This is a genomic window from Ancylobacter crimeensis (genome assembly GCF_023016805.1).
GTDB classification, from domain to species: Bacteria; Pseudomonadota; Alphaproteobacteria; order Rhizobiales; family Xanthobacteraceae; genus Ancylobacter; species Ancylobacter crimeensis.
In genome coordinates this window covers 124,291-136,450 of record NZ_JALKCH010000009.1, presented here as the reverse complement: position 1 = coordinate 136,450, position 12,160 = coordinate 124,291, and the positions used below count along the sequence as shown (strand labels likewise).

The window sequence follows — 12,160 nt, the reverse complement described above, 5'->3', positions numbered from 1 at the left end:
CTCAGTCTTCGGAGATGGTCACGGCCATGCTGGCATCCCAGCCGATATCGACACTGGCGCCCGGCGCGAGCAGTTCGATGCCGGGTCGGGAAGGAACGCGTACCGTCAGAACGCCATCGGTTCCGGGGAGACGGATGCGGTAGCGCAGCGTTCCGGTCGTGAACACCGCCTCCTCCACGACACCCAGGAAATGGTTGTCGCGACCCCGCGCCTCGGCGCCGACAAGAATGTTCTCGGGGCGCAGGCACACCGCGCGGCGCTCGCTCACCCGGCTTGGCGCCAGTGCCCTCAAAATCAGCCCCCCGGCGGTGCGCACCCTGACCTCCTGGCCGTCGCGCCCAAGAAGTTCGGCGACGGGAAGCAGGCTCGCCTCGCCGAGGAAGCTCGCGACGAAGTGGGTGCAGGGCATCTCGTAGAGCTGACGCGGCGTGCCGATCTGCTCCAGCATGCCGCCGCGCATCACGGCGAGCCGGTCGGCCAGGAAGGCGGCCTCCTGCTGGTCGTGGGTCACATAGAGGACGGTGGCGCCGAAAGCGCGCTGGAAACGCTTGATCTCGTCCTGCATCTCCTCGCGCAGGTTCTTGTCGAGCGCGCCGAGCGGCTCGTCCATCAGCAACAGCCCGGGATCGTAGACGGCGGCGCGGGCGAGAGCGACGCGCTGCTGCTGGCCGCCGGAGAGTTGCGCCGGCCGACGTTCCCCCAGCGCCTCGAGGCGCACCATGGCGAGCGCTTTCTTCACCCGTTCGCCGATCTCGGCTTTGCCGCAGCCGCGCATCTTGAGAGGGAAGCCGATGTTCTCGGCCACGCTTATGTGAGGGAACAGCGCGTAGTTCTGGAATACCATGCCGATATTCCGGCGATAGGGCGGCACCGCGACGATGTTGGTGCCGTCGATCCGCACCGCGCCGTAGGTCGGCGGGACGAAACCGGCGAGAATGCCGAGCAGCGTCGACTTGCCCGAGCCCGATGGCCCGATCAGGGCGAAGAGTTCGCCCGGTGCGATCTTGAGCGAGGTCTCGTGCAGCACGGTGAGCTCGCCGTAATCCTTGCTCACCCGGTCGAACTCGACCCGGGCGCCGCGCGAGGACGGCCGATCCATTGCGGCACCGTGGGGATGGGAAGCGGAAAGCGCGTTCATCCGGTCACTCCCTCGCGGTGCCGGCCATGCGTCGCCGGGCACTGGCCCCTGCGAGCACGGCAAGGCACAGCAGGCCGATGGTCACGGTGAGGATGACCACGGTCGCGGCGGCGATGATCGGGGTCATCTGGAAATTGAGCTGCTCCCACAGCAGCCGCGGCACCGTGCGCGTGGTGGGGCTGGTGAGGAACATGGCGAGGATCAGTTCGTCGAAGGAGAAGGTCAGCGCGAAGATGAAGCCGACGATCACGCCGGGACGGATCATGGGAAGCGTCACATGGCGGAAGGTGCGCCATGGATTGGCGCCGAGCGTCATCGCTGCGAGCTCGAAGGTGGGGGCATAACTGCGCAGGGCCGCGGAGACGGTGATGAAGACCAGCGGGATCGTGACCACGGCATGGGCCGCCACGATGCCGGGATAGCTGCCGACCAGCCCGACCTTCGCCAGCAGCGGGAACAGGCCGATGGCGAGAACGATCTGCGGCAGCACCAGCGGCGCGATCATCAGCGCGGCCAGCGTCCGGCGGAACGGCATGCTTCCACGCACCACGGCGAGCGCCGCCATGACACCGAGCACGGTCGCGAGCAGCGCTGCGGGCACGCCGATCTTCAGGCTGTTGAGAATGGCGAGCTGGTAGTCGGTGCTGTCGGCGAAGCTTTCATACCAGCGCAGCGAGAAGCCGGAGGGCGGGAAGCGCAAGAAGGTGTCGCTGGAAAAAGACAGCGGCACGATCACCAGCGTCGGCAGAACCAGATAGATGAGCACCAGCACGGCGAAAGCGACGATGCCCGCCGACAGGATCCGCCAGAGCGGCGTGCTGGCGACCCGGCTCATCGCGCCTCTCCCGCGCCGGCCAGCCGACGATTCAGCCGCTCATAGAGCATGAAGAGCAGGCAGGTGAGCACCAGCAGCAGCGTGGCGAGCGCCGAGGCGAGGGGCCAGTCGAGCAGCCGCGAGACCTGTTGCTCGATAGCGACCGCGATCATCTGGCTCGATCCGCCGAGCAGCGCCGGGGTGATGTAGAAGCCGAGCGTCGAGATGAAGACCAGCACGCACCCCGCGCCGACGCCCGGCATGGACAGTGGCAGATAGACGTGCAGGAACTGCCGCCATGGATTCGCACCGAGAATGGCGGCGGCGCGCAGCACGCTCGCGTCGATGCCGCGCATCGCGCTGAGCAGCGGCAGGATCATGAAGGGCAGCATGATCTGCACCATCGCGACATGGGTGCCGATGTCGGTATTGGTCAGTCGAAGCGGACGGTCGATCAGACCGAGTGCCAGCATCATTTCGTTCAGCACGCCTCGCCGCTGCAGCAGCACGAGCCACGCATAGGAGCGGATGACGGCGCTGGTCCAGAACGGCACCAGCACAAACACCATGCCGATGACGAGCCAGCGGCCCTGCGCCCGGCTGATGAGGAAGGCGACGGGATAGCTCAGAACGAGCGCAGCAAGGGTGACGATGGCGGCCGTCTGGAAGGTGTAGGTGAGGGCATTGCGCAGCGCGCTGTCGCCGGCAAGGCGCACATAGCTGTCGAACGGACCCGCGGGCGCGGTAAAGCTCTGGCCGAGCACGACAAGCAGGGGCAGCAGGAAGAACAGCGCGAGCATCGCCAGCGGCAGGGCAAGCAGCAGCAGGCCACCCTTGGCCGGCGACCACGCCGCCGCGCGCTGGCGGGGAGCGGCAAGGCCCGGCGCGGGTGCCGAAGCGCCTGCAACCTTTCCCGCCATGCTCGCCTTGCTCATCCGACCAGCCACTTGTTGAATCGGCCGAAGAGTTCGTCGCCGTGCTCGGCCCAGTAGGCGACATTCTGAAGAACGGCGGTCTTCCCGTTCTCGGGCGAATTGGGCAGCAGCGCCTTGGTCTTGGCGTCGAGCAGCGCGAACGCTTCAGGATTGGTCGGACCATACGGGATGTGCTGGGCGAACACCGCCTGGTTCTTCGCCTCGACCAGATTGGCGAGGAACTCCATCGCCCGCTTCTTGTTCTTGACCCCCTTGGGCACGATGAAGGCGTCGCAGGTGAAGATGCACTGGTCGAATGTGTAGTCGATCGGAGCGCCGTCATTCTTGGGCTTGAACAGGCGTCCGTTCCACGAGGTGCCGACATCGACCTCGCCGGAGGTGAGCAATTGCGCGCTCTGGGCGCCGGAGGTCCACCATGTGAGGTGCGGCTTGATCCTGTCGAGCGAGGCGAAGACCGCGTCGAGGTCGAGCGGATAGAGCTTATCGGGCGCGATGCCGGCCCCGAGCGCGGCGATCTCCATGGTCTGCGGCGCCAGCTTCCACAGGCTGCGCTGGCCGGGCTTGGCGGCTTCGTTGAAGAATTCGGCCCAGCCTTTCGGGCGTGTTTCCGGCGTGAAGGACTGTGTGTTCCAGCCCATCACCGTGCCGGCGACGTCGGAGACGATGTAGTGCTCGTTGGCGGCCCAGCCTTCGAGCGCCTTGCGATCGACGATGTCGTAGTCGATCGGCTCCAGCAGTCCCATCTTGGCGAGCACGGCGGCCTCGGCGAAGTCGATATTCACGGCATCGACGTCCACCGCATTGGCATCGACCATCGCCTTGATGCGCGCGGTGTCCATATAGGGCGCACCGAGGATCTTGGTGCCGGTCTTCGCGGTGAAGGTGTCGAAATAGGCCGCCTTGTACGCTTCCTCGAGGGCTCCACCGGAGTTCGGCACGGTCATGGTGTCGCTGGCTGCGCGCACGATGCCGGGCATGCCCAGGCTCGCCGCCGCTGTTGCGGCCGCCGTGCCGGCAAGAAAACGGCGACGGGAGAGGCCGGAGCCACGAAAGTCGGTCATGATGTGCGTCCTGCGCTCGATCGGGGGAGGGAGACGGCACGCGGCTCGGTTCGGCGCCGGGCCGCCTCGGCAAGGGAGGCACTGCGCAATAGGCCGTTCCACGCCGGCCGGCGGGATCACCCGCGCAGGTTTTCGCGGAAGGTGCGGCCGGTATAGTCCTTGCGGTAGATGCCGCGGCGCTGCAGCTCCGGCACCACCGATTTGACGAAGGAGGTGTAGCCGCTCGGGGTCAGCGAGGGCACGATCACGAAGCCGTCGCAGGCCTCGGATTCGAACAGGTCCTGCATCCGATCGGCGATCATTTCCGGCGTGCCGATGAGCTGGGGCGTCAGCTCACTGATACCGAATTCGCGGCCGGCATCGCGCAGGGTCAGGTTCTTCTTCTGGCTGCCGCGCAGGATGTTGTCGAACACACCGCGCGAACCCTGGTTGATGTCCATGTCCACCAGCGGCTTGTCGAGCGGATAGCCGGAGAGGTCGATGCCCATGGCGTTGGAAATCTCGGCGACGCCGAGTTCCGGGCTGACCAGGGAGTTGAGATACTCGGCCTTTTCCTTTGCGATGCTCTCCGTTTCGCCGACGATGATGTCGACCGCGGGAAGCACAGCGCAGTGGTTGGGCGGACGGTCATGCTGGTCCATCCGGGACTTGATGTCCTGGTAGAAGGTCTGCATTTCCGCCTTGTCATGCTGCAGAGTGAAGAGCACCTCGGCCCAGCGGCCGGCGAAGGCGCGGCCCCGTTCGGAGGAGCCCGCCTGCATCAGCACCGGGCTGGTCTGCGGGGAGCGGGGCGTCTGCAGCGGGCCGCGGCTCTTGACCCACTTGCCCTCGAAATTCACGTAGCGGACCTTGTCGGGGTCGGCCCAGATGCCATTCTTCCGGTCGAGGATCAGCGCGTCCTCGTCCCAGCTGCGCCACAGCGCCTGACAGGCCTCGATCACCTCCTCGGCGTGATCGTAGCGCAGGCCGCGCTCCATCAGCCGGTCCATCCCGAAATTCTGTGCCTCGCGATCATTGGCGGAGGTCACGACATTCCACGCCGCCCGACCGCCGCTGACATGGTCCAGAGTCGCGAAGGCACGGGCGATGTGGAACGGGTGGTAGAAGGCCGTCGACATGGTGGCGGCGAGGCCGAGGTGCCGGGTGACGCGCGCCATGGAGGCCAGCAACTGGAGAGGCTCCAGCAGGAACATCTGTCCCGGCTGGCGCAGATTAGCGGCGAAGTTTCCGCCGAAGCTGTCGAACAGCGTCAGCACGTCGACGAAGAACAGGCCGTCAACCTTCCCCTCTTCGAGAATGCGGGCGATGTTTTCGTAGCGACGCGGATCGAGCGCGTCGATGGCGTCGCTCTCGTCGTGGCGCCAGCTGCCATTGTGGTGCCAATTGGGCCCGGCAATGCAGAACCCGATGAAATGCATCTGCCTCGGCACCGTCGATCACCTCGATACTGGGCACACCCGTCCATCAACGAACAGGTCCGATCAGGCCCTGTCCGCCGCAGGATGGAGCATGCAAACGTCTCTATGGCGTGGACGTTAGTGCTGGATAAATCGATTATCAATCCCAAAATTGTTGCACCGCGCATAAGAATGCATATTTAAACATCGACGCCTATAATTTGAGCATTCCTGTGCCGGCTGCTTAGCAATTCGGCCGCTTGAGTTTCGGAAGCGGCCATGTTCGGTTGTCGTCAGGCTGAGGCAAGCGACGCGGATGTCGTGAAGTGGAGGTGGCGAAAGGTGCGGGGGTCTCGCCAGGCCTCAACGAAGGATCATCGCCGAGTTTCGATCCATTCCGGCAGGTAGCAGCGCAGATAGGCTGTCACGGCAAGAACGGCTTCGTGGACGGCTGCATCGTCGATGCGGCGGTTCTGGCTATAGGACAATGCCCAGATACCGTCCGCGATCGCCACTGACGTTGCGAGTTTTCCGACCCAGTCGCGCACCGGCGGCATCAGGAAGTACCGGTCGAACAGCTCGGCGCGTGTCTGCGAGGCCGCCAGCGTTCCGGCCATGTCGCGTTCCCGCACTTCGGCGCTGATGCTGGCGCCGAGAAACAGTCGCATCAGAGGCAGGTGGGCGTTGTAGAAGTCCGCCAGCGTGCGTATCCGCCAGGCGATCAGGTCCTGCCAGCGTGCCGGGGCGAAGGGCGGAGCTTCGCGCGAACGCTCGACGAGGCGCTCGAGATAGTCTTCGGCCAGCGCTACCAGCGCCGCCTCCTTGTTGGGAAAGAAATGGTAGATCGAAGCGGGCGGCACATTGGCCCGCTCGGCGATCTGGTAGAGTCCCACCTCGCTGACATCGTGTTCCTCGAGTAGCGAATCCGTTGCGTCGATCAGGGCGCGGAGACGGATCTGCCCGCGACGCCGGCGCACGGGCGCCTTTGCGGGGCTGTCCGTGTGAGTTGTCTCTTCCTCGGAGGCCTGGCGGGATATGGATGGGCGCTCGCTCATGCAGACCCTTTTCTTGCGGTAGTCGGAGAGAGGCTAGCGTGCCGCGAGGGGCGTGTGCAATTGCGTTGGCACTGCTCGCATAGGCGATTGATAATCGATAAATCTATCATTATCGTGAGTGCGCATTCTGGGTCATGCCGCCGAAAATGCTGCGCCCGCCGCCATCCTTGTCGGCGCGGCCGTCTCCGTTGATCGCATCCCGAGGTGTTCGTCGATGAGCTGGACCAATCTGCGCAACAGCGAACTGAAGGAGCGCGCCGCCCGGGTCATTCCCGGCGGCATGTACGGGCATGAGTCGACCGCCCTGTTGCCATCGGATTTTCCGCAGTTCTTCCAACGGGCTGAGGGCAGTCGCCTCTGGGATGTCGATGGCAATGAATATATCGACTTCATGTGCGCCTATGGGCCGAATCTGCTTGGCTATCGCGATCCGGAGGTCGAGGCGGCGGTCCAGGCGCAGATGGAGCGCGGCGACACGCTGACCGGTCCGTCCGATGTGATGGTCACGCTGGCGGAGCAGTTGGTCGGGATGCTCAGCCACGCCGAGTGGGCGATGTTCTGCAAGAACGGGACGGATGCCACCTCGATGGCGACGGTGGTGGCGCGCGCTCATACCGGCAAGCGCAAGATCCTTGTCGGCAGGGGAGTCTATCACGGCGCGGCACCGTGGTGTACGCCGGGCCCCGCCGGCATATTGTCGGAGGATCGCGGCCATATCGTCTATTACCGCGACCAGGATCCGCAAAGCCTTGCGGACGCCGTCAAGGCGCATGCCGGTGACATCGCCGCGGTGTTCGCCACGCCCTTCCGCCACGAAACCTTCCGCGACCAGTCCGAGCCGGATCCGACCTTCGCCCGGGAAGCACGCCGCCTGTGCGACATCGAGGGCGCCGTTCTGGTGCTGGACGAGGTACGCGCGGCTTTCCGCCTTTCCCGGGACGGTGCGTGGGCGGCGTTCGGGGTTCGGCCGGACCTGACCTCGATCGGCAAGGTCATCGGAAATGGCCAGCCGATTTCGGCGCTGGTCGGGGCGGAAAATATGCGGAACGCAGCCTCCAGCATTTTCGTCACCGGCTCGTTCTGGTTTTCCGCTGTGCCCATGGCGGCGGCGGTTGCCACGTTGAAGATCATCCGCGAGAGCGACTATCTCGAGCGTTTGGAGCGCATGGGGCAGCTGCTGCGCGAAGGGCTGGCGGCACAAGCCGTGGCGCACGGCTTCGGCCTGCGCCAGACGGGGCCTGTGACCATGCCGCAGATCTTCTTCGCGGATGACCCGGAGATGCGGCTCGGCTATTTCTGGACGGCGGCGGCGGTGAGGCGGGGCGTCTACCTCCACCCCTACCACAATATGTTCATGAATGCCGCGTTGAGCGAGGCCGATATTGCGCAGGTCCTGCAGGCCACTGACGAGGCCTTCGATCTGCTCAAGGCGCAGGATCGTACGCAGCTCCCACTTGAACACCCGCCGGTTCGCGGCCGGCTGGAACGGGCAGCGCTGCTCTCGGCCTGAGCCGAGAGGAAGTCGCCTCATGCTCCCATGCGGGTGTCGGCGCTGATCACCGCAACCCGCTGGCGATTCATGACGGCGTGAGGCCGTGGAGATCGGGGGCGCGAAAAGCGGCAAGCCCGGCGCCTTCCAGCGTCCGGGCGAAGGAAAGAGCCCGTGCATCGGCGAACGGGCGCCCGATGAGCTGAAGCCCGATCGGCAATCCTCGCCGCGACAGAGCGATCGGAACCGACGCAGCACACAAATCGAGCATGTTGACGTAGCGGCCGAAGTGGCCGAGCACCAGACTTGCCTGGTCGATGTCCGCGATCGGTGGAGGTAGAATCGGCATGCCCGGCATCACCAGCAGGTCGAACGGCGCGAAGGCATCGAGAAAGGCCGCCTGCCATTCCCGCTTGAACCAACGCAGTTCCGCGATCTCGTCGGCGGAGATGTCGCGCCCGGCGTTGATCCGCCCGCGAATCTCCGGCGCGACGCTGGTGGTGGAATCCTCGGTGATCGCGCTCAAATTCGCATAGCTTTCCGCCGACATCAGCCGGCCTGCCTTCAGGCACATGAGCGTGAGGGGAGCGGGTGGGGCGATGCGCTCGACAGGACCGAACCGGCTGCCCAGTCGTTCCAGCATTTCGGCGAAGTGCTGGCGCACCTCGTCATCAAGATCTGCAAAGGCGGGATCGTCCAGCGTAGCAAGACGTACCGAAGTGAGGCCCTCCTCGGCACGGCTGCTGAACGGGTCGCAGGCGTGCGGGGAACTCAGCGGATCGCTCGCGTCGGGCCCGGCCAGCGCCTCGGCGACCGCGCGCAGGTCTCGAACGCTGCGTGCCAGCGTGCCGACGGTGTCATGCGAAGGCGACAAATAGCGTGTGCCGCCACGCCCGATCAGCCCGGGCGTCGACTTGTGACCGAACAATCCGCAAAAGGCCGCGGGAATGCGAACCGAACCTCCTGTATCCGTAACCAGCGCAAGCGGCACCATGCCGCTCGCCACGGCCACGGCCGAGCCGCTGCTCGAACCGCCGGGCGCGCGATGGATGTCGAGATCATAAGGGTTCCAGGGCGTTCCGAGCACGGAATTGGTGCCCCAGCCGCCATAGGCGAACTCCACGGTGTGTGTTTTGCCGACAATCACCGCTCCAGCGTCCTCCAGCAGCCGGACAGCCGTGGCAGAGGTTTCCGCACGATGGCCGGAATAGCTCAAGGAGCCCGCGCCGGTGCGGTAACCCTGAATGTCGAACAGATCCTTGACCGCTACAGGAACGCCATGCAGCGGGCCGCGCAGACGACCGGCTTCCCGTTCGGCGTCGCGTTCGGCCGCCATCGCCATCGCCCGCTCGTCGAGGCGCAGGACAAAGGCATGCAGCTGACCGTCGAGACGATCGATCCGGGCAAGGCTTTGCGCGACGGCTTCGCGACTGGTCAGTTTGCCCTGCGCGATCTGTTGGCCGATTTCAATCGCGTCCATTCGGGTGGCATGACGGTGCATGTTTCTGGCCAGGTTCTTTAGCGAGAGGTCGAAAGTATCGATTCAGTCACGGCGCGGCGTCTGCCTTCACGTTTCGTGCCAGCCGCGGGCCAGTATCCGCAGCAGTTCTTCCGGAAGATCTTCACGGGGTCATCCGGGCCGAACCCGTCCATCACCAGCGCGGAGCGGGGACTCTGCTGGTCCCCTGCCTCGGTAAGGCATGCCGTGCATTAGGATGTTGTGGCGGCTCCACAGGGCGAAGGGAGCGCAGGCCGGCCGCGTAGAAGGTCACCAGCGCGGCGAGGACCGGGCAGGGCTCCATCGCGTTCATACTCGATCGGCAGGGCCTTGCGCCATGCGACGCTCCCTGCGACCTGCCAGCGAGTTGCGGCTGCTTTCCGAACGGCCTCGCGGCGCCGTTGAATGTCACTGTTGCCAACCGAGGGCAGCACCGCTTCTCCACGGCAGCGCATTGACCCTTCGGTTCCGAGCTCTCGATAGCTTGTCTGAACCACACCGTTGGCCGTTTCCGGATGCCGCTCCAGTCGCTTGAATCTGGAGCATTTTCCCGCTGACCGGGCCGTCCATGCCTGATGGAAAGGGGCTCTAGGAGGCCGGCTTGATGCTGCCGCTCAAGCCCAACGGCTTCAGGCGGGGCGCCCAGCTGGTCATCGCAGCCTCGGCGGCTGCCTGCATCTGCGGGCCCATCGGACAGGCCCGCCGCTGCACGGTGTCGACGTGCAGCATCATGTGCTCGCCCGTCGCCAGACATGCTGCTGTCGTCGCGTTGACCATATATTGATAGATGTGCAACCGAATGGCGTCGTGACTGATCATGTCGGTGTACACCCGGAAATGCGTGCCGACCTCACATTCTCGCAGATTACGAAGATGTCCTTCGACCGAGAAAAAGCTGAACCCGCCAAGGCGATATTCTTCGGTGAACCCAAAAAATCGAAGAAAACGTTCTCCGGCGTCAGAAAAATCTTGTAATATTGCCATTCGGTCATGTGCCCATTGTAGTCGATCCATGACGCATCGACTTGGCCCTCGAGCGTGAGCAGCGCCGTCTCCTGCGGCCGGTCGTCTTCACAAAGACCTTCGAACGTCGCGCACGGCATGTCAGTCGAGCCCGACCAAATCGGCATCGGCGTCGATGAATGCGCCCGGCGCCACATTGATCCGGGCAACGACCCCCGCCGTTTCGGCGAGGATGGACTGCTCCATCTTCATCGATTCCATGACAGCGACGAGGTCGCCCGGCGCGATGTTCTGGCCCTCGCACACGCAGAGTTCCAGAACGGTGCCGGCAAGCGGGGCCTTGATACCGATACGATAGGCTGGCGGATCATCAAATGCGCTGCTCATCTCCGCGTCGGATGTGCCGGGAAGGGTGGCGATCCGGCCTCGGCTGCGATCCATCGCAGCGGCGGCATCGCTGAGCGCGTCGATGTGCTCATCGATCCATCGTGTATGGACGGCAAAACCTGCGGCGTCGCCCGACGCAAACTCTTTTTGGGACAGGATCGCCCGGTGCAATGGCGCCAGCGTTGCAACGCCTTCGATCTGGAATTCGCCGAGCGCGCGTCGCGCTCGCGTCAGCGCTTCAATTCGATCGCGGCCATGGACGATGATTTTGCCGATCAGGGAGTCGTAATAAGGCGGCACGGTATCGCCGGCTTCATAGCCGAAATCCAAGCGCACGCCGGGACCCCCAGGCAGGGCAAGCCTCGAGATCCGGCCGGGTCTTGGCCTGAAGTCCGAATAGGGGTCTTCGGCGTTGATGCGAAACTCGACGGCGTGGCCGCGCAGCCTCGGAGCCGTCGACGGTAGATGCTCGCCCATCGCTATGCGGAACATTTCGCGGATGAGATCGAAACCAGCGATCTCCTCGGTAACAGGATGCTCGACCTGGATGCGGGTATTCACCTCAAGGAAGAAGATATCGCCCTCTGCCGTGAGCAGGAACTCGCAGGTTGCCGCGCCGCAATAGCCGACGTCCTGCAGAATGGCTGTCGACGCCGCCGCCAGTCGCTCGTTGTGAATGGTGGTCAGGAAGGGGGCAGGCGCTTCTTCGATGATCTTCTGCTGCCGGCGCTGCAGCGTGCAGTCGCGGGTCGAGACGATGAGGACATGGCCGTGCCGGTCGGCCAGACACTGGGTTTCGATGTGGCGGGCATTCTCCAGATAACGTTCAATGAAGCATTCCGGTCGCCCGAAGGCGATCTGGGCCTCGCGCTCGGCTGCGGCGAGCTGGGAAGGCAACTCGCTTTCGTGCCGAACGATCCGCATCCCGCGCCCGCCGCCGCCGTTCTGCGCCTTGACGATAACGGGTAGTCCGTGCGCGGCGATGAATTGGCGTGCTGTATCCAGGGTGAGCGCGCCATCATCGAGCGAAGGAAGCAGCGGAGCGCCGACGCGTCGTGCAATGGCGCGTGCCGCCACCTTGTCGCCAAGCCGGGCGATTGCATCGGCCGAAGGGCCTATCCAGATGAGATCGGAGGCGGTGACGGCGGCAGCGAAGCTCTCGTTCTCCGACAACAGGCCATAGCCGGGGTGCACCGCGTCCGCGCCGGCCTGGCGCGCGATATCGAGGATTGCGGCCTGATTCAGATAGGTCTCGATCGGAGAGGTGCCCTTCAGGCGGTGCACCTCATCGGCCAATCTTGCATGCAGGGCGGTCCTATCGGCATCCGAGGCGATGGCGATGGGCGATAGGCCGGCGTCGCGGCAGGCGCGAATGATCCGGACGGCGATCTCGCCACGATTGGCGATCAAAACCTTCTTCATG

10 protein-coding genes are annotated in these 12,160 nt (G+C 64.8%); 1 reads left to right on the top strand and 9 read right to left on the bottom strand.

Translation table 11 applies throughout. From position 1 onward, the window contains the following. Position 1: 1 nt before the first annotated feature. From MWN34_RS14605 to MWN34_RS14580, 6 genes are all read right to left on the bottom strand, one after another. Positions 2 to 1,138 (bottom strand): ABC transporter ATP-binding protein, encoded by a 1,137-nt coding sequence (locus MWN34_RS14605; protein ID WP_247030042.1) that lies wholly within the window; start codon positions 1,136 to 1,138, stop codon positions 2 to 4. 4 nt (positions 1,139 to 1,142) lie between these two features. Next, positions 1,143 to 1,973, bottom strand: a complete 831-nt coding sequence (locus MWN34_RS14600; RefSeq protein ID WP_247030041.1) for an ABC transporter permease — start codon at positions 1,971 to 1,973, stop codon at positions 1,143 to 1,145. Next, positions 1,970 to 2,887, bottom strand: a complete 918-nt coding sequence (locus MWN34_RS14595; RefSeq protein WP_247030040.1) for an ABC transporter permease — start codon at positions 2,885 to 2,887, stop codon at positions 1,970 to 1,972. Before MWN34_RS14595 ends, MWN34_RS14600 begins: the two co-directional genes overlap by 4 nt. Further along, entirely contained in the window at positions 2,884 to 3,948 is a 1,065-nt protein-coding gene (locus MWN34_RS14590) for an ABC transporter substrate-binding protein (protein ID WP_247030039.1), read from the bottom strand. Before MWN34_RS14590 ends, MWN34_RS14595 begins: the two co-directional genes overlap by 4 nt. 116 nt (positions 3,949 to 4,064) lie before the next feature. Beyond that, positions 4,065 to 5,378, bottom strand: coding sequence for an LLM class flavin-dependent oxidoreductase (locus MWN34_RS14585; RefSeq protein WP_247030038.1), 1,314 nt, complete (start codon positions 5,376 to 5,378; stop codon positions 4,065 to 4,067). 341 nt (positions 5,379 to 5,719) lie between these two features. Next, entirely contained in the window at positions 5,720 to 6,322 is a 603-nt protein-coding gene (locus MWN34_RS14580; protein ID WP_247030037.1) for a TetR/AcrR family transcriptional regulator, read from the bottom strand. A gap of 292 nt (positions 6,323 to 6,614) precedes the next feature. On the opposite strand from MWN34_RS14580, the gene MWN34_RS14575 reads away from it, so the two are divergent. After that, positions 6,615 to 7,910: an aminotransferase class III-fold pyridoxal phosphate-dependent enzyme gene (locus MWN34_RS14575; protein ID WP_247030036.1), complete on the top strand. Its 1,296-nt coding sequence runs from the start codon at positions 6,615 to 6,617 to the stop codon at positions 7,908 to 7,910. Positions 7,911 to 7,977: 67 nt separating this feature from the next. Here MWN34_RS14575 and MWN34_RS14570 read toward each other — a convergent pair whose 3' ends face one another. From MWN34_RS14570 to MWN34_RS14560, 3 genes are all read right to left on the bottom strand, one after another. Beyond that, on the bottom strand, positions 7,978 to 9,390 hold the full coding sequence (locus MWN34_RS14570) for an amidase (RefSeq protein ID WP_247030035.1): 1,413 nt from the start codon (positions 9,388 to 9,390) through the stop codon (positions 7,978 to 7,980). A 585-nt stretch (positions 9,391 to 9,975) separates the two neighbouring features. Next, positions 9,976 to 10,401, bottom strand: a complete 426-nt coding sequence (locus MWN34_RS14565; RefSeq protein ID WP_247030034.1) for a thioesterase family protein — start codon at positions 10,399 to 10,401, stop codon at positions 9,976 to 9,978. Between the two features lie 90 nt (positions 10,402 to 10,491). Then, entirely contained in the window at positions 10,492 to 12,159 is a 1,668-nt protein-coding gene (locus tag MWN34_RS14560; protein WP_247030033.1) for an acetyl/propionyl/methylcrotonyl-CoA carboxylase subunit alpha, read from the bottom strand. Position 12,160: the final 1 nt, after the last annotated feature.